This is a genomic window from Pedobacter sp. CFBP9032, from assembly GCF_034045265.1.
GTDB lineage: Bacteria > Bacteroidota > Bacteroidia > Sphingobacteriales > Sphingobacteriaceae > Pedobacter.
Map to the genome: position 1 here is coordinate 131089 of NZ_JAXCWE010000009.1, position 22100 is coordinate 153188.

Sequence of the window (22100 nt, forward strand, 5' to 3'; positions counted from 1 at the left end):
ACGGAAACGCGGGAAAGCACGGAATTATTCTTTCTGCAAGTTCCGTGCTTCACTAGCAAAAAGATCAATTAGTATACTGGCCAATAAATTGCCACGGAAACTCGGAAAGCACGGAATTAGGTTTTCTGAGAGTTCAGTTGCGTCCACGGCAAAATCAATTGGCATACTGCCAAATAAATCGCCACGAAAACGCGGAAAGCACGGAATTAGGTTTTCTAAGAATTCAGTGCGTCCAAGGTAAAAATCAATTAGTATACTGCCCAATAAATTGCCACGGAAACTCGGAAAGCACGGAATTAGGTTTTCTTAGAGTTCAGTGCGTCCACGGTAAATTTATTAGCCTAATGGCAAATTAATCGCCACACAAACATGGAAAGCACGGAATTAAGTTTTCTAAGAATTCAGTGCGTACAAGGTAAAAATCAATTAGTATACTACCCAATAAATTGCCACGGAAACGCGGAAAGCACGGAATTATGTTTTCTGTGGGTTCAGTCCTTCCACAGCAAAATCAATTGGCATACTGTCCAATAAATTGCCACGGAAACTCGGAAAGCACGGAATTAGACTTTCTGCAAGTTCCGTGCTTCATTAGCAAAAAGATCAATTTAAATTAAACTTATCACTCTGAATTTTCACCATATTAGAGGCGGAGATTATAGACACAATCATCACTCCGATAAGCACAGCTAAAACACCCTGTAAAGTGGAATAAATCTTTGTACCAGACACAAAAATTTTAGAATCTTTAATTAATTCATTTCCAACTTTCGATTGAATTTTAATTAAGGCAGAAAGTTTTGCCAACGTATGATTATTAATTTTTCGACCAGTAGATTCGTAAATTCTATTTCGTTCCGCCCCATTTAAATTCAATACCTGCATTTCCATTTGCTGTTGAAGACGTAATGATTTCTTTAATTCATTCAGAAAAGTCTGCTCCTGTTTTACCAGAAGCGTTAATCCATATTTATTGATTACAGAATCAATTCTGCGATTATGTACACTCATTTTCAAGATATTATTTACAGGATTTTTTTGCTGATCAACCAATGCATCCTGAAGAATGGTGTTTTTTTGATAGAGGCTTTCAGCAATAGAGTATAAATCTGTTGCAGGCACTAAACGATCGTTATACATTGAAATAAATGATTGATTAATACTTGCTACACTTTTATCTTCAAGAATACGAATCAGTAAAGAGCAACACATGATGCAAAAAAGTAGGAATGCAACCTTAAGTTTGTTTTTGAGGCTAAATGCAAATTTCATAAGGCAATTTGGTTAACTACTCAAGGTAGGAATTTAAGCTTGATTATTGAAATACAACCATCAAAATTTAACCATATAGCAATAGAGTCATATAAGCTCGATTGTTTATACTTCTTTCCAGATTCTTACACTTGCACCCTCAATATTCTATATGTCTATATGGTGAGAAAAATATAAAAATTAACCATATAGAAATAGAGTCATATAAGCTTGATTGTGTATGCTTCTTGCCAGATTCTTAAACTTGCACTTCAATGTTCTATATGTCTATATGGTGAAAAAATCTAAAATTTAACCATATAGAAATAGAGTCATATAAGCTCGATTGTGTATGCTTCATTCCAGTTTATTATACTGGCACTTCAGTGTTCTATAGGTCTATATGATGAAAAAATATAAAATTAACCATATAGAAATAGAGTCATATAAGATCGATGGTTTATGCCTTGTTACAGATTCTTACACTGGCACTTCAATGTTTTATACGTCTATATGGTGAAAAAATATAAAATTTACTCATATAAAAATAGAGTCATATAAGCTCGATTGTTTATGCCTTTTCCAGATTTTTACACTGGCACTTCAATGTTCTATAGGTCTATATGGTGAAAAAACATAAAATTTAACCATATAGAAATAGAGTCATATAAGCTCGATTGTTTATGCTTCTTTCCAGATTCTTGCCATGGCGCTTCAATGTTCTATATGTCTATATGGTGAAAAATATAAAATTTAACCATGTAGAAATAGAGTCATATAAGCTCGATGGTTTATGCTTCATTCCAGATTCTTACCCTGGCGCTTCAATGTTCTATATGTCTATATGGTGAGAAAAATATAAAATTTAACCATATAGAAATAGAGTCATATAAGCTCGATGGTTTATGCTTCGTTCCAGATTCTTACCCTGGCGCTTCAATGTTCTATATGTCTATATGGTGAGAAAAATATGAAATTTAACCTTATAGAAATAGAGTCATATAGGCTCGATGGTTTATGCCTTGTTACAGATTCTTACACTGGCACTTCAATGTTCTATATGTCTATATGGTGAGAAAATATAAAATTTAACCGTATAGAAATAGAGTCATAAAAGTTCGATTGTTCATGCCTTGTTACAGATTCTCACACTGGCCCTGGCCCTTTTATTTTCTATATAGTTAAAAATAATCACCAAAAATCTACAAGCAAAAACTAGTAAGTAATTTAAGCTAGATAGTTAAAAACAATCAATATGCCACCTAAAAATATTCTTCCTGTGCTGTCTTGGCGAAAAGTTGTTGTGCAAAGTTAACCAGATACAGCTCTTTTTTTGCCCTGGTAACTGCAGTGTATAACCAGCGAAGAAAATCTAGATCAATCATCTCTTCTGTTAGGTATCCCTGATCAGCAAAAACGGCATCCCATTGCCCGCCCTGCGCCTTATGACAAGTTACTGCATAAGCGAATTTGATCTGCAAAGCATTGTAAAACGGATCAGCCTTAATGGCCAGCATCCGCTGACGTTTATTCGCAATATGGGCATAATCTTCATTCAGACCTTCAAAAAGCTTTTTATTTTGTTCGTAAGGTAAGTTTGCAGATTCCAGATTTAAGGTATCCAGCATCACCTTACAACTAATTTGTCCCGCAGCCGGGAAATCCATAAATTCTAAAGTAGCATCAGCAAAGCGGAAACCATAACGTTCCTCTTCTCCGCGAACGCGGATCACCTTCGCCATATCGCCATTTGCAATAAAGGCAGTTTCTTCATTTTCAGGCAACCAAAAATAGTTATTACGCACCACCATAATCTGATCGCCACCAGTTAATTCCTCTTCACGATAGAGTAACCTTGCCCTGATTTGCTGATTGTAAATATTTGCAGATTTGTTCGATCGGCATATCACTAAGGTATTTTCCATTCCAAATTTCCGGTAAGCATATTCCAGTCCCTCAACCAACTTGGCACCAGCCATGTTGTAAATATCCTTATAATTTTTGGTGAGAAACTTGGGCAAGGGGTTTTCTGGATTTTTAGCAATCTGATTCCTCAACATGGTTGCATTGGCTAAAATACCAGATTTTTTCTCCTGCCGGACAACCTCTTTTAATTCCACTGAAGTGATAGTCAATGCAAATTTATCCTTCAAATATTGCTCGTTCAGTGCCGGACTTTCTAAACTACCTACAGGTGGAAGCTGAGCAGTATCGCCTACAAAAAGCAAAAAACAATTTTTGGTATTGTAAATAAATTCCAGCAGATCTCTTAAAATGGAAGAACCAGTTTCATTAAACTCATCCGCAATCATCGATGCTTCATCAATAATAAAAAGCGTATTTTCAGAAAGGTTTGGCGCAATTTGGAATTGCATTTCCGGTGATGCCGCAGAGCGTTTCCTATAAATTCGTTTATGAATGGTTAATGCTTTGCGATTCGCATACTGGCCCATCACTTTCGCCGCACGACCAGTAGGCGCCAACAATTCACTTTTTAGATTAAATTTTGTTAAAACCTTCACCAAAGCAGCAACGGACGTTGTTTTACCCGTTCCGGCGTAACCCTTTAAAACAAAACAGCGATACTCATCATCTTCCTGCAAAAACTTCGACATCCGTTCGCAAAAAAGCAATTGCTCCCGGGTTGGCAGGTGTTCATAAGCTTGGGCAATCAGTTGACTTTTATCTGGGTACATTATTGTTGAATCGTTATATTGTTAAATTGTTTTGAAAAAGCATTTGCTTTAATATTTTGGAAAGCAATGGTATTGCTAATGGGATGCTATAGTCCGTCTTTCCGCTATATCCCAGATAAAAATCAGGGTATGCCGCTTCAATACGGTTTAGAATGCAAATATACCAGCTCTTTTTAAAGAAACCTCCTGCAAAACGCGTAAACATCGTAGATTTCCGTTCAACAAAACCTTACCACCCTTTGTGCGTTCTACCTAAATCTAGCCTAGCAAGTTTTTCGGGATAGCTTATCAAAACCAAATCACTAACTTTAAAAAGAAATTTTCAGCCTAGAACTTTCGTTTGTTTTTTTGTCGAAAAGAGAAAAGCCCGTCTGGCCAGGACAATCAAAAGCCGTAGCGGGATGATACAATTAATACATTATACTTAAGATTGCTTCAATCTTCGCAGTGACGCTTTTCAGATTACAATAACAACGTTTCAATCCGATGTGCCATCACCATTTTTTGCTGTTTACTCCAACTGAAAATAGTAAAGTGTCCATCCTGAGATGCCACCAATCCTATAGCCTCTGGTTGATCGTTTACAAACTGTGCTACTGAGAAATGCCTTGTTCCACCCAACTGTCCGGGATATAAAAGCTTATCTTCACCACCTACAATTGGCTCTGAAAAGGCAATTTGCTCTACCGTTGGCTTGCCTTTCGCACGCCCAATTTTTGCACCGAAAGCAATTAGATCAAACTGATCATTAATAATAGTTGCACCATCAACAGCTGTTAAACCTGCTAAATGCTCTACTTCACGTCTTAGCGCACCTTGCGAAAAAATCTCTGTTTGGTTACCACTTTGCTTGGCTAAATTTGATAAGCCACTAAAAGGCGGTTCAATTAAATATTGGATCGGATGAATAATAGATTCTTCCCATTTGGTATTATCCTTAGGCACAATCAGCAAAGCACCACCACGCCCATGACCACGCATGGAAACCGAAAATTGAATTAAGATATTAATCGGATCGTTCCAACTGGCAAGCACAGTTAAATCTAGTAATGCTTTCAAAATCGGTGGACAATCACGGTTTGAACACGAGGTATCATCTACAATTCTGATTTGCTCTCCCTTTAAAACGGCCACATTAGTATATTTTCCAATGCCATAAATCCGGCGGTGTTTAATTACGATCAAGCCTGGTTCTGAAACATCCACAACAAAGCAAAAATTTGGAATATTTAGCGTAGTACCCCAAATATAAAGCTCCCCATTTTCTTCCCACACCCCCAAATGAATCCCTGAACGCTCTATACCAGGGGCTATTTTAGTCAGTGTATTTGCATTTAAAGGCAAAGGCTTGGCAAACTTTAATGGTTTAGATGTTTGCGAAGGTGGCAAAAAAGCAATTGAGATACGTGGTGAGTGTCCTTCTTCTTTACGCAAGCTACTCCAGAAAGCAACGTCTATAATTGCCTCTATGGTGTGCTTATCTGGCTGTGTAGCCAAATCTACCTCACCCTGCGCTGCTGCATTCGCATGAAGCTTAACAAAATGTTGCTCAATTTTAGCGGCAACTGTGTTTGCAGCTTTATAAGTAGGCTTGTAACTCATGTTCCGAATTTAAGCTGAATATTTCGATTTTCAGATAAGCAAAAGGTTTGATTTTGGTAAAAAGATTTAGTGTGGTTAACTGCAGAAAGGTTACCAGAAGTAAATAGTTTGCTCGGAAACATGGACAAGGAAAACCAACAAATTATTTAAAACTAAAAATTGCCACGGAAGCACGAAAGGCACGCAAAAGAAAAACACAACAATTAAAAGCAAAAATTTGCTACGGAAGCACGAAAGACATGGAAAAGAAAAACCAAACAATTAAAAGCTAAAATTCGCCACGGAAACACAAAAGGCACAGAAAAGAAAAACACAACAAATTATTTAAAAGCTAAAATTTGCCACGGAAACACAAAAGGCACGGAAAGAAAAACCCTATAATTTATTTAAAGCTAAAATTTGCCACGGAAACACGAAAGGCACGGAAAAGAAAAATCCAACAATTAAAAGCTAAAAATTGCCACGGAAACACAAAAGCACGGAAAAGAAAAAACCAACAAATTATTTAAAACTAAAAATTGCCACGGAAACACAAAAGGCATGGAAAAGAAAAACCCAACAATTAAAAGCTAAAATTTGCCACGGAAACACAAAAGCACGGAAAAGAAAAACCATCTAATGAATTCTTCCCTTCTCGAACAATCAATATACTCTTCCCGTTTTAATCGAATGTTTTGCTTGCTAAATCTTAACGATTCTCATAGCCCTATAAACGCCCAACAAATAACCCCTTCCGTGTCAATCTGTGTTTCCGTGTCAAAATCTTAATAATTCTCATAGTTCTATAAACGCCCAACAAAAACCCTTCCGTGTTAATCTGTATTTCCGTGGCAACATCTTAACAATTCTCATAGCCCTAAGAACGCCCAATAAACAAACCCTTCCGTGTTAATCTGTGTTTCCGTGGCAAAATCTTACAATTCTCACAACTCTAGAACGCCAAATAAATAAACTCCTCCGTGTCAATCTGTGTTTCCGTGGCAAAATCTTAATAATTCTCATAGCTCTACGAACGCCTAACAAATAAACCCTTCGTGTTAATCCCTGTTTCCCTAGCTAAAATCTATGTGTGTGCTTATCATTATAATTTATCAAATCCGCTCCGACTTAGCGGCCTTTGCGAAAAAACTTTGTACCCTTTGCGGTTAATCTCTAAAAAACTCTATTTTTGCTTCAATGAGTAATAACAGTCTCTTATTGGTCGACCCGGGATTTACAGCTGATGCATCAGTGAACTGCCAGTTATTATTAAAAATAACAAATGATAGTTTCTCTTATGCCGTGGTTGATCAGCAATCAGAGCAGATTAAAGTAATTTTCGACAAACAAGGTTGTACAGATCTTAATCAATATTTACAGTTTGCTTTTGAATCTGACCGTTACTTATTGCAGTCATATGGCGCAGTGAAAGCTGCTATACATACCTCAAATTTTATTTTCATTCCAGATGAATGGTTTAATGAAGACGATCTTTCTATTTATTCTAAATTTTTAGGATCAGACGGAAAGGTTTATACTAAAAATCACAATCGCTTAGGCTTCAATACCATTTTTTCTTTAAATGAAAAGGTAAAGGAAAAGCTTCCTGAAAATACGGTATTTTATCCGCAGTCATCTCCGCTCATTGCATTATGTGATCACTTATCTGGCGACGCTTTATTAATTGATTTTACAGCATCCTCTTTTAACGTACTTTTTATAAAAGAGCAGAAAATCAATTTTCAAAATCATTATGAAGCAGAAAATGCCGAAGAATTTAATTACTTTTTGTTATTAATTATGGAACAGCTGGCACTAACAGAGGCAGTTCCGGTTTATCTTCAGGGCATTATCAATGAAGATGATGAGTACTATAACACCTTATTAAAGTATTTCAATAACCTATATTTCTTTCTCCCTACTGAAAAACAAAATAGTGAATTACTGGCCGACATGCCTAAACACTATTTCAGCGGACTACTTGCTTTAAGTTTATGCGAATAATTGGAGGTAAATTAAAAGGAATTCGCTTGCAGCCACCTGCAAATTTACCAGTCCGCCCAACTACGGACATGGCTAAAGAGGCGCTTTTCAATATTTTAAATAATAAATTTGATTTCGAAAGCTGCACAGTATTGGATTTATTTTGTGGTACGGGAAACCTGACTTTTGAATTTGCTTCCCGCAATGCAGAAAAAGTTTTGGCGGTAGATCTGGATTACGGTTGTGTAAACTGGGTTAAAAACACCGCTCAAAAATTTGAATTTGAACAAGTGGAAGTGCGTAAAGGCGATGTTTTTAAATTGCTTAAGCAAATAACTGGCGCTTACGATTTAATTTTTGCTGATCCGCCTTATAACATGCCTAACATTCCACAATTGCCTATTCTGGTTAGGGAACAACAATTGCTTAAACCCGATGGATTGCTGGTTGTGGAACATCAAAGTCACATGAAATTGAACAGCCAGCCCGGCTATACAGAAACCAGGAAATATGGAAATTCTTCATTTAGTTTTTTCGAATATGTTGCTTTAGATTAACCAAAAAGTGCATAAGTTTTCTGTAGAGGGCACAAAGTTTTAAAAGATTTAAGCTTCTTCCTTTCCACTTAAAAATCTATATTTGAAACATGAAGATAGCGCTATTTCCAGGTTCATTTGACCCGATAACAATTGCACATGTGAATATTCTGCAACGTGCTACTCCCCTTTTTGATAAGATTGTTATTGGCATTGGGTTGAATAGCTCCAAGCAAAACTTTCTTACTGCAGAACAGCGTTTACAAATCTTGGAGACCGTTTTTCAAGGCTATAAAAACATCGAAATTCAAACCTATGAGGGCTTAACAGTCGATTTTTGTCGGAAGATAAATGCTACTTATATGGTTCGGGGAATTCGCTCAGCTTCTGATTTTGAATACGAAAGGGCCATTGCACAAATCAATCAAACGATGATGCCAGAAGTAGAAACGATTCTGCTTTTGAGTAAACCAGAATATTCTGCCATTAGTTCTACCATCGTCCGGGACATTTTAAGAAACCACGGCGATGTAAGTCCGTTTGTACCAAAAGAGGCTTTAGGATTTTTGTATCAGCCTTAGATTAAGGGTTTAAATTTACTTTAGAGATCTTGTAACGTGTTAGAAAATCGTTCACCAATCTAGTAAATAAATTTGCCTATGAAAGCACAGGCAAATAAGCTTTTTAAGCTATCCTTTTACACTTCCTGTCATAACTAATTCTACTCATTTAGCTATTTTAAAATAGCTTAAATAAAAGAACTGAAACCATATTTCTCACGCTGACTAGTCAGCACCAAGCCATTATCCATAAAGTTCCAAAGAGGTATATTAACGATGTTGAGCACAGCAAGACCTGTTTCAAGAAATCGCAATGCAACTTTGGAAAAACTGCCAACGAATAGGATTTTGAAAATTAGAGGCATGTTAACTGCCATCGCTCTAAAAACTTAACGAGGTCAAACTCCCGCTTCTTCTTTCTGCTCGTAGACCGGCATGGTCAATTCCCCGGATGGCACTTCTAAGCCTAAAGCCTGACCTGGATAGAAAAATAGCGAGCCGGCAACTTCTCTTCTTTGATTGCCCAAAGAAGAGAACCCGTCCGTTTAAGACAAGAAAACTCTATTTACCATTATAAAAATGATCTTATAATAAACTTACTTATATCAGAATTGAAAGTCTTAGCGCGATGCTAAGACCAGAAAGTTCCTCGCAAAGATGGAGTTAGAAGTATAAAAAGCCAACATTACAATATCCCCCCAGCCCTCATTACATCCATAATCGATGGAAACGTATTTTTTACCACAGGCGCAAGATGATTCTTATCCAGCCAAACCGCCTCATCAATCCCCTCCTCCTTTTGCGGAACCAGCTTTGGCTCGCCCTTCACTGTCATTTTATACCAATTGGTTTTTTTAATTACCATTTTTGATCCATTCTGATAAACATGGTAAGTTTTACAGAGCTTCTTTTCACGCTTTAAAACCTTTATTCCACATTCCTCCTCCACTTCACGAACAGCGGTTTCTTTCATTTTTTCGCCCAATTCAAGCTTACCTTTTGGCAAATCCCATTTCTTATTTCTAAAAATAAAAAGGTAATTTCCATTTGCACTCTCTACTAAACCTCCCGCAGCCTTAATGATCTCACAATTCTTTTTGAGCTTATTAAATGTTTCCTCTGGATTTTTAGTTAAAAAAAGATAGCTTTTCTTAGACCCGTTCTTTAATTTTTTATAAAATGTTTGTAAATCAAAATCTTGAAATTCAAGTTGTTGAATCTTTTCCTTCTGCTCAGGTAAAACTTCTGATATAAACAAAGTGTTATCGTTAATATAAATTCTGTAATTATTCGCCATCTATTTTGAAATATATTTAAAGTGGGTTTTTACATTTTTGTAGAAAAAATATACCCCTCTTGAGTGAATCTGAAAGGGGTTTTTATTTGGATTTTCTACAAATTTTCTACAAAAAACCTTGAATTTTCTACACCCCTAAAGTATATAAATAAGCAATGAAGATGTAATCTTTAATAAAAAATTAATTCACATAGATTTCTTCCAGTTGAGAACTACCCTCTTTAGATAGAACCATAAGCACAGGCTTATCAAAGGTCACAAATTCGTTTATATTATTTCTTATCCCTCTGGCAAATTCAATCAAATCAGTATCGCGGTGCGATGACCGAAATTAGTATAGTTGCAAACTGAATAAAGTAGCGAGCGCTGGCAACTACCATTTTAATACTCTTTTGTCTATATAAGAAGTTATTGAATACATGGCATTAACCATTTTAATAAATTGTTCATCGCTTATGTAAGTTACTTCTTTTGTGTTTTTATAAGTGGAAAATCCAACATATCCCTCTCTTTTATCTTCAACAGGATTAGTCTCAACTATTCTATGGGCTAGCACATTTCGAATCTTTATCAACTCTGTTATGTCTTTGTTCAAATCTATAGATTTACTTTTTGAAGCATTATCAAATATTTCAGAGTTATAGAATTCATACCATTCATTATCATATTTTTCGGCTAAAAAATGAAAAATTTGTTTTTTATTTTCCATAGTGACCCTATTGTCTCCTAAAAACAATAAGTGAATATCTTTTTCTTTCTGCACATCATCACCCGAAAAGTGTTTTGCAATGTATGTATCCAAAGACTTTTCCATCCAACTCATTCGGTTTAAAAACTCCCCCCTAAACCAACTCGCTTTCTCATGTATATCTTCGAATTTTTCCATATTGCAATATACTATTTTGAGTTAAAAAAATAAATACCTAATGCTATCATGATAATAATCCCAACTAAAGCTAGATAATTTACTTTCTGGGTATACTTTTCAACTTTTGATTCTGCCTGTACAACCTTTGATCTATCTTTTAAAGTTGCCGAACCTGATGTTTCAGATGTGACTGTTTTAGTAGTATCAACATTTGCTGTTTTGCTTGTTGTGGCTTTCCTAATCTTAATCTCACTAAAAGGTACATCTTCTGTACCGTTTTTGCTCTTTATCTTCGCTGTAAGCTGTCCATTCTTCCCATTTTGATAAATGGTTACACTGATATTTTTGTCGCTTACATCAACTAATTTAAGGGCTGTATCACCACGCAATGTTGCAGTTGAATCAATCTTAAAATTGGCTGTTAATTCAATTAAAGCTGATGGTTTCTTGATGGTCATCTCTTCAACCGTTGAAGATTCAGTAATCAATGATTTACCTAAACTAACATTATTAAATTTATTATTGAAACCTTGACTACTTTCAACGTTCTTTTCAATATTCAATTTTGATTCTGCCTTGATTATACTTTTATTGGTTTTACAAGCTCCGAATAAAATAAACAGGGCTGTTATATATATTAATTTCTTCATTATCTTCTTGGTTTTGGTCTGATTGAAATGGTAGCATCCTTACCCCTGATATCAAGTATATCTTTTAATTCCTGATAGTTTTTATCAGTTCTGTTAAGTATTAAGCGTTGAAGGGAATCAATCAAAACTTGCTGTCTCTTTATCTCAGCATCTGATTTATTTGATTGTTCCTTCAACCATGTTGCTTTGTCGGTCTCTCTATCTTTGATATAGTTACGCAAGTATTCAATTCTTTCGGCTTGCATTTTCCTCTCATCTGCATGGTTTTTCATAACCACACCGAATAAGGTTATAATTGCCAGTATAGTAGCAATCATTACCCATTGCCAAGGAAATTTTGAAAGAAGTTTAACGTTCTTTTCATCCAGTTTTATAGCAGCCATTAATTATTTTATAGTTTGAAAAAGTTTAAATTCACGCTTTCTTCGTGCAACCAAAACAGGTAAAACTTTACCGCCTCCTTTTTTCCAAAGGTTGAATTGTGCTTCAATTTCTTCGGCTGGTGCTTTAGCGTTCACCTTCTTGAGTAAGGTTGAATTTGAGAATGCCGAAGTTCCTATGTTATAGCATAGCGATACCAAAGCATTAAATTGATTTTGAGTTAAAGCAACCTTAACACCTTTATTTACGGTTGCTTCGTAATCCTTTATTTTCACTGCAAACAATTGATTTGCTTGCGCCATTGTTAGTTCATCACCTTCTTTTACAGGTGAACCATCCAACATATACGTATTGCCAAATGCAATTGTCCACTTACCTATTTGATCCTGATAAGCTTTTAATCTCAACCTCTCTTCATTATGTAGAAATTCTTTCCCTTTTGCATCTAAATTCATCTAAATTCTTTCAGATAAATATTATGGGGACATAAAAAAGCCCTATCAGTTGATGATAGGGCTCGTGGTACTCGGTAAGTTACTTACTACGTTATATAAGGTAGTAAGTAACCTAATGGTGTTAACACACTACCTAATATTGCAACTACTCTTAGTATAGTTGCTGATAAAGGTGGTCTTGAAGATGTTGCACTTGTTGTTAATGCAGATTCTTCTTTGTTTTGTTCTTCACAAACGTTAAGTTTGTGGTACAGTACATCAGGTAGTTCAATACCTAATGTCAAGTTAAGGGTGATCTTCATACTACTCTTAAATTAAAAGTTTAAATAATGAGGTCGGTGCGTCAACACTGACCTTTTTTTGTTAAACAAATATACCTTTCCAATAATACGTTTTGTCAGCATTTTATTCACATTCAGTTTTTTACCAAAACAATTTATTTGAATTATTAAAATAAATTTTAATTTTTTGTGGTTAATAAATTTTGAAAATGCCCACAAGAATCGCTACATTGAATACCTATTCAATGTAACACAAGGACGTGTTTAAAAAACCATCAAAGCATTGAAAAACAGTGCTTTACAAAATAACCACACCCCACCCCTGATTCAAAATATTTCTACCCATTTTATGGGTTTTTACTCTGTTACCACTGGGTGTTAATAACTTTTTAGGCTGGCAAACAAAAAAGCCCTACTAATCTAATAGCAGGGCTGTATTGAATTTAATTAGATTTCCAACGGTATTACCTCTTCAATCACCATACCTGTTACCGCTAACCTGTACGCAGAAATTAAATTAGTCAGCACCAAATTTATATCAGTTGCTAAGATGTTTACTGGTGTTGCAGTTGAAGCAAAACCAGAACTTGTTTTTTCAAACGCAGTTGGTTTTAAATTCTGGAATGTTCCAACGTTTGGTGACATTTCTCTAATCAATCCAACATTGAAGTCAGTCTTGTTGATGCTCCATGTTGCGGATTTCGTACCATTAGCTGACTCAATATTAAAGTTGCTTGATGGTTCACCTTCCCATTCAATTGGCACAACGCTGAACCACATGTTGTACTGCTTAGAGGTATCAAGACCTGATAAATTGAAAGCAATTTTTGATGCCCAATCAGCAATGTACGCACCCGACCTTCTTGTTTCATATGGGAACAAATCAAGATTAATTGGTGATACAGTTGGATGGCTCAAAGTTGGAAAACCTTCACTATCCCACTTGTTGAAAAACACTGGCCAATCAGATACTGGCAATAAAAATCTCCAATTAGTGGCATTACCATTTACATCAACCAATGCACCTTGGAATTGGTTAGTTTCATTGTCTTTTGCTGGAATTACTATGTCATTCCATACTTGATTGCTACTATGCGTTGTTTCAATTTCAACTGAGCCTACACCCGCATTTACAAAGTTCAATCTAACTTTCTTTGATAAAAGTGAAGGGCTGTTAGCGTTATTAGTAACAGCTAAATCATTCACTGATACTGTTTTTAATTCAGTGTCTTTATCACAAATCGTGCCTTCAACACCATCATAATTTAATACTGGTATAGCTGATTGTGATATCCTATCAATAACAACTTCAACTAATGTATCATCACCAATAGCTAATCTAGTTTCAACAACATTTACAACATTACCAGCATCAGTTATCAAGAATGCGGATTCATTGTTTGCAACATTCTTTACAGGTTGCGACATCCTCACATAAAAAATATCACCAATGAAATTGGTCTTAGCACTAAGTATGGTTGGCGCTTCATTAGAACCTTGTGTATCAGTTGAAGCATTAGTAATTGCTGGTTGAGATAAGATATTAGATCCTAATGCAGCTACTATTTTATAGTAATAATTAGTGGCAGCAAAAAGCTGGCTATCTGTATATACTCTGTCAGTCTTTGCAATAGTAGCAATTCTGGTGAACGTACCATTTAAACTCAAAGCTCTATAAATAATGAAATTATCAATCTTTGCTTCATCCGCATACTCCCAAGCTAAATCAACTGTAGAAGTACTGGCATTAGTTGAATGAAAATTGGTTGGAACTGTAACCACACCTAAAGTAGATGCACCATAAGTAACAGTCATTTCACTTTGGCTTGCACCATCTTCTAACTGGATTCTAAAAAAATAATTGGTATTCGGCAACAAACCAGATACTGTATATTCTCCATTGGTTAAAACGGTGTTGTTGGCAATTGTGTAACCTTCATTAGCTTTGTCACTTACAAAAATCTTAGTCTTGTGGGTATTTCCAACGTTGTTATCTCTCCAAGCTAATTTGATTGCTGACTGGCTAACTGATTGAATTTTGATCTCTTCCAATGGCTTAAGCTTTTCAACCCCTATGTTTTTTGTTTTAACAAACAAAGGACATTCACCCACTTCAATATCAATGAATCTTACATTCCCGCTTGCTTGTGCAGGTACATTTGTTGATAAACCTTTTAAGTCTTTTCTAACATCTGCACCTTCAAAGGTGATAACCTCAACCATAGTTTCAGACTCATCAAGTATTACTCTTACGGTTTTTTTATCCATTAACATATCTGAATACCAGATGAAAATACCTTTTTCATCATCATCTTTTTCCGCTGCAAAAGCATATAAAGTAGGGTCAACTGTTGGAATGATATTTTCCATTGTCCAATCCTCCAAACCAAGCTTCACAGCATGTCTAAGGAAATAACCATTCACTTCATTTCTAAAGCTGGCTAAATAGTAACCTGTAGTGAGATAATGCCTGTTCCAGTCATTTGCACTGGTGTCACCTTCGGTTAAACCATGCGTTAAGAAAGCAGCTTTATTTTTTACGGTTGGATCTAAATCCACTAATCTTGCACCATCCTGATTTGAATACCAAAACAGGTTGATAACATCAGCACCGACATACATATTCATGATAAGTAGTCTTAGTGTCCAACAAGCCTTGTACCAGCTTCTTTCAACTTGCGTTGGGTAGTTTGGAGAACAAGAACCACCATAATGCTCACTATATCCAGTCTCAGTCAACCACATCTCTTTGGTTGGCATGTAGGTATCTCTGAAGTGTGGAAAATCCCACAACTTACCCTTATGTGAATCAAATTGAGAATCTCTCTCTGGTCTTATTGCCCAGGTGTTTGCACTACCATAGGTTGAAGGTAAATCGCTGAATGCAACATAATGATGGTAACTGATTACATCTAGTGGGTAATTTCCAACCCCTCTGTGTAAATCCCACCACTTCATCATTTTCCAAAAATATGCAGTTTCTGGTGCTACTGTTGCGGCATTTAAAACTTGGAATGATGGATCAGCTGCTTTCACACCATAACCCGCTCCCATTTGCCCCATGTGACCATCATAACATGCAGAATGTATTGCAGCACTTTCTTCAGCATTCGTCCATCTAGTTTGCGCCCAGATACTATCACGTTCATTATTGATTTCACCATAGTTAACCAGATTCAAACCAACTTCTTGGCTTTCGGTTGGCTTCAGTTGCATAAAGGTCTTATCAACATCTTGGTTGTTACCTAACTTTCCCGCAATATTATACCAAGTTCTGGCAATGAATTTATAATTAGATGGTATTGTTGAAACCGTTAAATTATCCCTTTCAATTTCTGGATCTAAAGGTCTTGCCTCCAATGCTTCTGCAACCGTTGGAATGTAGTTTTTATATGTATTGTAAGCTGACCAGTTATTAAGTGTAAATAAATTGGTAACGCCAGCATCTTTAAAGTTTTTTAGGTAATCTAACATTGGCCAACCATCAACACTTTCTTCATATTTGAAAACTAAATCATTAGCGTTAATCCCTTGCACATCATCATTGCGTTGTTGCCAGCTTGGATATTCAATATTCCAGTTAGCGTTGTTATACCATCTAGTAACAGATGATAAACTAGCCATAATATCAACATTCTTTTCACCTAAAAATCCATTCACACCAATTCTGGCTTTCATATCACGTAGGGGTGTTTGGCGTTTCAATTTCAATCCTTTAATTTCTTGTGCTTGAGATCTAACGCCATAAATAGCTATTGAACCTAAATGGTATGATTTAATACCTATAGTGAAATACTTAGCATTGACAGCTAATGATGGATTAATATCAATTTTCAACCAGCCTTGCTCACCGTAGCTAGTCTCAATTGTTCCAATTATATCCCATTCTGTACCATTAGATGATACTTTGAAATCCATTTTTCTTGAATCCTGTGCTAAGTCATAACCTAATGATTGAACCATATTGGTATTAATATATACCCAAATTGAAGTGATATTCCAACTACCATTTAAATCAAAAATTACTTCTGGTGAATCAAAATTATACCATCCTTTATTATATGGATTACCCCAGCTACCAGAAATAAAACCATAATTTTCTGGTACATATGGCGGTGGAGCATCACCAGTATTGGTTGACCAAGGCGTTATGAAAGAATAATTCTCTGGTATTCCATCTGGCTCACCATCTCTGTTACTCACACCCTCTTGCAGGGCTAAGCCTCTACCATCTAAGTAAAAATTATTCTCATTCAATGCATCAGCTGGCTTTGCAGTGAAAGGCATTGGAAAGAAAGAGTATGCCTTATCAGATGTATCATATAAGGGTATAAGTGAGGGAATTGCGTTTGTTTCCATAGTATCGTGAGGGGTGAAAAATGCTTCAATATTTGAAGGTAAGGATTTCAAAACTTTCCCCTGCACTAAATTCTCACTAATAATATTGATGAAATACCTCTTGCTTGGGAGAAGATTTTTCATCAGATAAACTTCTTCCACACCAGATGCTTTTGGTTTAATCTTCAATCTAGTGTTAGGCATCTGCAACATTTGACTTGTAGGCAAGTTGGAAGTAAGCATTACTTCTGAACAAACTAAGTAGTAAGCAGTAGCTTTCAAGTTTGGTCTGTTAACATCAGCAACTGGAGCGCTCCATTTGATTTTAACATCTGTGGTATTCACATATTCAATTTGCAAATCATCAATTGAAAGTGGTGCAACGTCAGGTAATGCAGGGTTAAGAACATTGCACTGCCAGTATACCTTTTCATCATCAATTACGTATGATAACTCAGTTGTAACGTTTGGTGTTAAATCAATAGTTACATCTCCAACGTTATTACCTGCCAAAGTGATAATGTGACCACCTACACTGTCTTGCTTTACAAGCAAGACACCTTTTTTACCAGCTTTTTTATCTCTGATATCTAGTAAGAGATCCTTTTTTAATATTACTTTTTTCATTTTTTAAATTGATAATGTGTTGTTTTCGGCAGTTACGTAAGTGAAATCTTCATCAATGATTTGATATAAGGCGTTAACCGAATCCTTGATCTCATTGGCATCAGTAAAGCTGAATATCTCTTCTGGTGTAGCTGGAGTATTAACCCTATTTTTCTTTGTTTTATATTGTATTTTCGCCATTTCTTTAGTCGGTAAAGCTGAAGTCCAGATGATAGTTGAAACCATCTTGGGTTTCCACAACTGGAGCGGTAATTAAGTCAGCAATGATTGCTGCATCTATTTCAAATATCATGTTTGGAACCTCACTTTTAAAGGTTAAAACTCTGTTATTTGTTGTCTCATCTATAGTTAAAATTGAACTTTCAAGTTCAAATTCACCATCTAAACCAACCCCTACCCATTGCCCCATATTTAACTTGAATATGATCACCACTGGTTCACCACTTAGGGATGCTGTGAAGTTTTTATTTTGAGCGGTGAAATTGTTTATACCCAATTGAAAGGTATTTTCAATTGTTTCCACCCCAGAATCACTGATGGTTTGAGTCTCAACAAAGCTTATTGCTTTTCTAGTAGATTCAATCTTGGTAAAGTGTCGTCTATATTTAGGTTTTAGTACGTTGATCACACCTTGATCATCCAAATCATAAACTGAATCCTCATACAATGGCAACAAATCCTGATACCTAATGATAAAGAGCTTATGTTGTTGCACGCCTGCTTTGTTTGCACCGCAAAGTGTTTTAGTGAAAGGTATTAATGGATTACAAGTCATTTTCTTTCTTAATTGGGATGGTAGCATCACAAGCTTCTCTAAAGCCTGTCATACTTACCACAAAAGTTACCCCTGCAACCCTATCACCGAATGAATCAGTAAAGGGCTTCAATGTAACATTATTGAAAATTTCTAAATCTTCAAATCTATCTGTGTTTTCAAAGTAGGCAACCATGTCATCACCAATCATATTACAATCATTGATTACGCTTAATTCAATTTCCTCGTTGGAAAGTGAAGCAATGATAATTTCATATCTGTAAACATCTTGGCTATCCTTTATTGCTTTATCCAAATATTCAATATTAGCCAGCGGATAAAGAATATTGGTTTTGCCTGTTATATCTTTTTTATCACCAACCAAAACAGTGTTTACCTGTAAATGATCATTGAAAAACTTTTTTATAAAATCTAAGTAGGTTAATAAATTGACCATTAATGTTTCCTGTAAATACCTGTTTTAAAGGCTCTGCTTTCGTAATATTCCTGCGAATAATCTGCAACATCAGGTAAGTAAAAGTTAAGTACTGATGATGTGGTATCTTCTGATGATGATGTTACCGTTTCGGCTGACTCATCTTTGGTAAAGTAGGCTATCAGCTTTCTTTTATAGCTTTCAAACTTCTCTTTGTAATAGCTTTTAAACGCTTCTAAATCTTTTGAATCAGCAATTGAAAGGTTACTATCAGTTGACTTATTAACCCCTTTATTGTTAATCTTAAAGTGCAATGGAACAATTGAATAAACCAATGTACCATACACCAAATAAGGCTGTATCACCTCAGTTAAAACCTTTTTATTTTCATCAGTTACTTCACCAGTATCAATCTGAGTTTTCAAGGTCTCAAAGTAAGTTTCACCAATCAATGGCTCGAGCTCTATATCCTGCACTTCAACCAATGCACCAGTGATTATCTTATCATCAGTGTTCAACCCAAAAATTGATTTCTCTTTTATCTTTTCAATAGATACAAATAATATATTACCCATTTTTATTTTCCTTTCTTATTACTTGCACCCTTTTGAAGTAGTGTCTGCAGTAATTTGTTGTTTTGCCAGTATCACTATTAGTGTAAAAACCACCTGAATATTTGAAAACATCATAACCGAAAATTTGACTCATGGTCTGGATATCCTCACGTGAAAACAGTTTTTCAGTTTCGCATAATTTGGTACAAAAAGCCCTTGATGTTGGAATGATTTTGTCACCCTTTATATCAGGTCTTTTCTCATAGCTATACATCACTTCAACTTTGCGTTCAGGCTCTTTTTCCTTCGGTTTAACAACCTTATTCTTTTCATCCAATACATTAGCTGACTTTAAGCCATTAATCAATGTATCAACTGATTCTTTGGTGATTTCAATCCCCAATTCTTTCTTGATGATAGCTTTGATTTCTGCTGGTGAATTATCACCCAAATCATTTTCAATTATGTAATTAGCAACATCTTCATCATTATCAAATTGAAGTTCAATAGCTTTCATTGATGAAAAGTTATCAACTGAATATTCATTGAGAATAATGAAGTCATGCTTGCTTGCACCTTTGTCTTTTATTTTCTCAAAATCATCAGCAGTTAATTCAGTTTTAACCAGATTTGATTTATCTGTTGAAAATTGTGATGGTGCGGGTGCAGCCGAACCAAGTAATTTATCACCATCAGCAATTGGTGGTAACCCTGCTTCTTTTCTTAGCTCATTTATAGTGAAAATCTTTTCTTTAGTAGCATCAGCAACAACTGGTGCAAATAGCTTTTCCTTATCCTTGAACACCAACGTTGGCACTTGATTGAAATCACTAAACAACCTGTTTAAGCCTGATGTAATTTCATTACGTGCATTCTTTACATAATTGTTTTTGAAGATTTGGTAAGCATTTTCAAGCTCTGAACTGTTTCCAAGTGACCCCTCCTTTTCAATACCAAAAAGCAATGATGATGTACCTTGATGTGCTGCAAGAATGTTTCTTTCAGTTTTTTTAATAACCTCAATCAACTTACCTGCATAATCATCAGTATTAATGGTTTGAACACTCATTGGTTTTGATTCAGGGTTTAACATTTCCAAGATGAACTTTGTGCCGTTAACCCCTGATAAGCTGTTTTCAAACTTTTTGGTTGCAATTCTCATTACCTCTTCACTTACCACGCCACCACTAAAGGTTGAAATGATATGACCAGCACTGAAACCAGCCTGAATATTGTTTTGAAAAAATTCATTGATGAGCATATCACTTACAATACTTTCAATTGCACCTGAATAATCAACTTCTGCAAAGATGTTGTTCACCGAAGGTGTGTAATTTGAATAGTAGAATACTTTGCTTCTACCATCTTCATTCACATTTGGAATAAACCTATCATAGCTCAATAGATTCCTACTGTTTAACATCCAATCATCACTAACAAAAAACTTTGATTTATCCTTGTTTGGTCTGATTTTGTGCATTGGCACGTGGTAGTATTGAAATGGTTGCCCCAAAACATTATACACTACTTCAACTGCATACGTGTTAAATATTACATAGTCACGTATTAGCTTTTGAACCAGGTCACCAAGTGTATCAAGTGGGTTAACTCTGATTGTTGATATGTCTTTACCATTGGAATCAACCAAACCATCACCAAAGATGTAATCACTTTTAGATGATAGAATCCCCTTGTGTATTGCACTCTTATTAGCCAGCTTCAACAAGAAATTGGGGTACAAATTGTCTTGCCCCCACTTTGTTGGTTTGCTTGAATCTTTTGTAACGACCTCCAAGAAAATAGGTGTTATCTCTTTTGCAAAATTTAGGAAACTAAGCCCTAAATCTTTGTTGTTATTATCCATTGAAAACTTTGTAATTCTCTGTATCAGTTTCAAAGGCTTTCACCACATCATCATTAGCAACATCAAGAATCATCAGTTTACCGCTGGTTGAAACCTGATCTGCAGTTATGCTATAGTTGTACAATCCAGCTTCAACTTCTTCAAATGAAGATGTTGCCAACTCATATATAAATGAGCGGTTAAAATCACTTGAAAGGTTGTTGATTAGTTGGAAAGTGTGAATTGCACTTGTTGAATCTGATTTTATTTCTAATTGAAAAGCAGCATCATCCGTAAACCTTGATGTGTAGAAAACTATTGTTTGTGTTGCTCTTGACTTATCTATTAGAATCATTTTTTAACTTTTGCTATAAATATTATGGCGTACAAAAAAGCCCTTGCAAGAACTGCAAAGGCTAAAAAATGAAGAGTATTATTTTTTTTTAAGCGGTTAAAGAGGCAATTAATGTTGCATCAACTTCTGGCACAAATCCAACTGCTTCACCAGTGAAGGTTAAAGCACGTGAATTGGTAGCTTCGTCAACAGTAAGTTCAGATCCTGATAGATAAAATCCACCCTCTAAACCTAAAGCAGCATACTTACCTGATTTCAATTTAGCCAAAACAACTACTTCACGACCTGATAAGGATTCTGTGAATTTTTTGTTTTCTGCTGAAAATGAATCAATTGATAAAGTGTATTCAATTGTATTGGTTTCAACACCATTATCCGCTAATGCAGAAGTCTCTTTGAAAGCACCTGTTTTTTTCGTGTTCTTAACTTTTACAAAATGCTTACCGCTTCCAACACCAATTGCGTTAACTATACCGTTAACACTTGTTGAAAAAACCTCAGTTGAACCAACAACGGTAACTAAGTCAGCATAAGCTATGATGTAATTGTCTTTAACACCAGCCTTTACTGCACCACAATTGGCATTAGTAAAAGCTTCTAATGGGTTACAAGCCATGTTATTTAAATGTATTTTTTGAATAAGGGTAACCGAAT

19 protein-coding genes are annotated in these 22100 nt (G+C 35.5%); 3 read left to right on the plus strand and 16 right to left on the minus strand.

The features are described 5' to 3' along the window. Window positions 1-603: 603 nt before the first annotated feature. The 3 genes from SOM16_RS16530 to SOM16_RS16540 form a co-directional block, all read right to left on the minus strand. On the minus strand, window positions 604-1272 hold the full coding sequence (locus SOM16_RS16530; RefSeq protein ID WP_320465103.1) for an MCP four helix bundle domain-containing protein: 669 nt from the start codon (window positions 1270-1272) through the stop codon (window positions 604-606). Between the two features lie 1241 nt (window positions 1273-2513). Further along, window positions 2514-3947 (minus strand): ATP-dependent DNA helicase, encoded by a 1434-nt coding sequence (locus SOM16_RS16535; RefSeq protein ID WP_320465104.1) that lies wholly within the window; start codon window positions 3945-3947, stop codon window positions 2514-2516. A 462-nt stretch (window positions 3948-4409) separates the two neighbouring features. Further along, window positions 4410-5549, minus strand: a complete 1140-nt coding sequence (locus SOM16_RS16540) for a putative sensor domain DACNV-containing protein (RefSeq protein ID WP_320465105.1) — start codon at window positions 5547-5549, stop codon at window positions 4410-4412. A 1176-nt stretch (window positions 5550-6725) separates the two neighbouring features. On the opposite strand from SOM16_RS16540, the gene SOM16_RS16545 reads away from it, so the two are divergent. The 3 genes from SOM16_RS16545 (at window position 6726) to coaD (ending at window position 8628) form a co-directional block, all read left to right on the plus strand. After that, a complete protein-coding gene (locus SOM16_RS16545; RefSeq protein ID WP_320465106.1) occupies window positions 6726-7532 on the plus strand; it encodes a DUF3822 family protein in 807 nt (268 codons plus the stop codon). Beyond that, entirely contained in the window at window positions 7523-8068 is a 546-nt protein-coding gene (gene rsmD, locus SOM16_RS16550; protein WP_320465107.1) for a 16S rRNA (guanine(966)-N(2))-methyltransferase RsmD, read from the plus strand. Before SOM16_RS16545 ends, rsmD begins: the two co-directional genes overlap by 10 nt. A gap of 89 nt (window positions 8069-8157) precedes the next feature. Next, entirely contained in the window at window positions 8158-8628 is a 471-nt protein-coding gene (gene coaD, locus SOM16_RS16555) for a pantetheine-phosphate adenylyltransferase (RefSeq protein ID WP_320465108.1), read from the plus strand. Between the two features lie 664 nt (window positions 8629-9292). Here the strand turns inward: coaD and SOM16_RS16560 are convergent. The 13 genes from SOM16_RS16560 to SOM16_RS16620 form a co-directional block, all read right to left on the minus strand. Further along, the gene (locus SOM16_RS16560) at window positions 9293-9904 is read right to left on the minus strand and encodes an NUDIX hydrolase (RefSeq protein ID WP_320465109.1); all 612 of its coding nucleotides are present in this window, start codon (window positions 9902-9904) and stop codon (window positions 9293-9295) included. A 373-nt stretch (window positions 9905-10277) separates the two neighbouring features. After that, window positions 10278-10790: a hypothetical protein gene (locus SOM16_RS16565; RefSeq protein ID WP_320465110.1), complete on the minus strand. Its 513-nt coding sequence runs from the start codon at window positions 10788-10790 to the stop codon at window positions 10278-10280. Window positions 10791-10801: 11 nt separating this feature from the next. Beyond that, window positions 10802-11422 carry a hypothetical protein gene (locus SOM16_RS16570; RefSeq protein ID WP_320465111.1) on the minus strand — a complete coding sequence of 207 codons (621 nt, stop codon included), beginning with the start codon at window positions 11420-11422 and terminating at the stop codon, window positions 10802-10804. Then, window positions 11422-11805 carry a hypothetical protein gene (locus SOM16_RS16575; RefSeq protein ID WP_320465112.1) on the minus strand — a complete coding sequence of 128 codons (384 nt, stop codon included), beginning with the start codon at window positions 11803-11805 and terminating at the stop codon, window positions 11422-11424. Before SOM16_RS16575 ends, SOM16_RS16570 begins: the two co-directional genes overlap by 1 nt. Before the next feature lie 3 nt (window positions 11806-11808). Continuing rightward, window positions 11809-12258 (minus strand): lysozyme, encoded by a 450-nt coding sequence (locus tag SOM16_RS16580; protein WP_320465113.1) that lies wholly within the window; start codon window positions 12256-12258, stop codon window positions 11809-11811. Window positions 12259-12986: 728 nt separating this feature from the next. After that, window positions 12987-17504: a fibronectin type III domain-containing protein gene (locus SOM16_RS16585; RefSeq protein WP_320465114.1), complete on the minus strand. Its 4518-nt coding sequence runs from the start codon at window positions 17502-17504 to the stop codon at window positions 12987-12989. 3 nt (window positions 17505-17507) lie between these two features. Then, the gene (locus SOM16_RS16590; protein WP_320465115.1) at window positions 17508-17684 is read right to left on the minus strand and encodes a hypothetical protein; all 177 of its coding nucleotides are present in this window, start codon (window positions 17682-17684) and stop codon (window positions 17508-17510) included. Window positions 17685-17688: 4 nt separating this feature from the next. Further along, window positions 17689-18279: a hypothetical protein gene (locus tag SOM16_RS16595; RefSeq protein ID WP_320465116.1), complete on the minus strand. Its 591-nt coding sequence runs from the start codon at window positions 18277-18279 to the stop codon at window positions 17689-17691. After that, complete coding sequence (locus SOM16_RS16600) at window positions 18269-18715, minus strand: hypothetical protein (RefSeq protein ID WP_320465117.1); 447 nt, start codon at window positions 18713-18715, stop codon at window positions 18269-18271. The genes SOM16_RS16595 and SOM16_RS16600 overlap by 11 nt, the downstream gene beginning before the upstream one ends. Further along, the gene (locus SOM16_RS16605) at window positions 18715-19269 is read right to left on the minus strand and encodes a hypothetical protein (protein WP_320465118.1); all 555 of its coding nucleotides are present in this window, start codon (window positions 19267-19269) and stop codon (window positions 18715-18717) included. Before SOM16_RS16605 ends, SOM16_RS16600 begins: the two co-directional genes overlap by 1 nt. Then, window positions 19262-21112, minus strand: coding sequence for a hypothetical protein (locus SOM16_RS16610; RefSeq protein WP_320465119.1), 1851 nt, complete (start codon window positions 21110-21112; stop codon window positions 19262-19264). Before SOM16_RS16610 ends, SOM16_RS16605 begins: the two co-directional genes overlap by 8 nt. Continuing rightward, window positions 21105-21446 (minus strand): hypothetical protein, encoded by a 342-nt coding sequence (locus SOM16_RS16615; RefSeq protein ID WP_320465120.1) that lies wholly within the window; start codon window positions 21444-21446, stop codon window positions 21105-21107. Before SOM16_RS16615 ends, SOM16_RS16610 begins: the two co-directional genes overlap by 8 nt. An 88-nt stretch (window positions 21447-21534) precedes the next feature. Further along, the gene (locus SOM16_RS16620) at window positions 21535-22062 is read right to left on the minus strand and encodes a hypothetical protein (protein WP_320465121.1); all 528 of its coding nucleotides are present in this window, start codon (window positions 22060-22062) and stop codon (window positions 21535-21537) included. Window positions 22063-22100 lie beyond the last annotated feature (38 nt).

Coding starts and splice junctions, on each gene's coding strand:
- SOM16_RS16530 (WP_320465103.1), bottom strand. CDS start 1,272: ATGAAATTTGCATTTAGCCTCAAAAACAAACTTAAGGTTGCATTCCTA.
- SOM16_RS16535 (WP_320465104.1), bottom strand. CDS start 3,947: ATGTACCCAGATAAAAGTCAACTGATTGCCCAAGCTTATGAACACCTG.
- SOM16_RS16540 (WP_320465105.1), bottom strand. CDS start 5,549: ATGAGTTACAAGCCTACTTATAAAGCTGCAAACACAGTTGCCGCTAAA.
- SOM16_RS16545 (WP_320465106.1), top strand. CDS start 6,726: ATGAGTAATAACAGTCTCTTATTGGTCGACCCGGGATTTACAGCTGAT.
- rsmD (WP_320465107.1), top strand. CDS start 7,523: ATGCGAATAATTGGAGGTAAATTAAAAGGAATTCGCTTGCAGCCACCT.
- coaD (WP_320465108.1), top strand. CDS start 8,158: ATGAAGATAGCGCTATTTCCAGGTTCATTTGACCCGATAACAATTGCA.
- SOM16_RS16560 (WP_320465109.1), bottom strand. CDS start 9,904: ATGGCGAATAATTACAGAATTTATATTAACGATAACACTTTGTTTATA.
- SOM16_RS16565 (WP_320465110.1), bottom strand. CDS start 10,790: ATGGAAAAATTCGAAGATATACATGAGAAAGCGAGTTGGTTTAGGGGG.
- SOM16_RS16570 (WP_320465111.1), bottom strand. CDS start 11,422: ATGAAGAAATTAATATATATAACAGCCCTGTTTATTTTATTCGGAGCT.
- SOM16_RS16575 (WP_320465112.1), bottom strand. CDS start 11,805: ATGGCTGCTATAAAACTGGATGAAAAGAACGTTAAACTTCTTTCAAAA.
- SOM16_RS16580 (WP_320465113.1), bottom strand. CDS start 12,258: ATGAATTTAGATGCAAAAGGGAAAGAATTTCTACATAATGAAGAGAGG.
- SOM16_RS16585 (WP_320465114.1), bottom strand. CDS start 17,504: ATGAAAAAAGTAATATTAAAAAAGGATCTCTTACTAGATATCAGAGAT.
- SOM16_RS16590 (WP_320465115.1), bottom strand. CDS start 17,684: ATGGCGAAAATACAATATAAAACAAAGAAAAATAGGGTTAATACTCCA.
- SOM16_RS16595 (WP_320465116.1), bottom strand. CDS start 18,279: ATGACTTGTAATCCATTAATACCTTTCACTAAAACACTTTGCGGTGCA.
- SOM16_RS16600 (WP_320465117.1), bottom strand. CDS start 18,715: ATGGTCAATTTATTAACCTACTTAGATTTTATAAAAAAGTTTTTCAAT.
- SOM16_RS16605 (WP_320465118.1), bottom strand. CDS start 19,269: ATGGGTAATATATTATTTGTATCTATTGAAAAGATAAAAGAGAAATCA.
- SOM16_RS16610 (WP_320465119.1), bottom strand. CDS start 21,112: ATGGATAATAACAACAAAGATTTAGGGCTTAGTTTCCTAAATTTTGCA.
- SOM16_RS16615 (WP_320465120.1), bottom strand. CDS start 21,446: ATGATTCTAATAGATAAGTCAAGAGCAACACAAACAATAGTTTTCTAC.
- SOM16_RS16620 (WP_320465121.1), bottom strand. CDS start 22,062: ATGGCTTGTAACCCATTAGAAGCTTTTACTAATGCCAATTGTGGTGCA.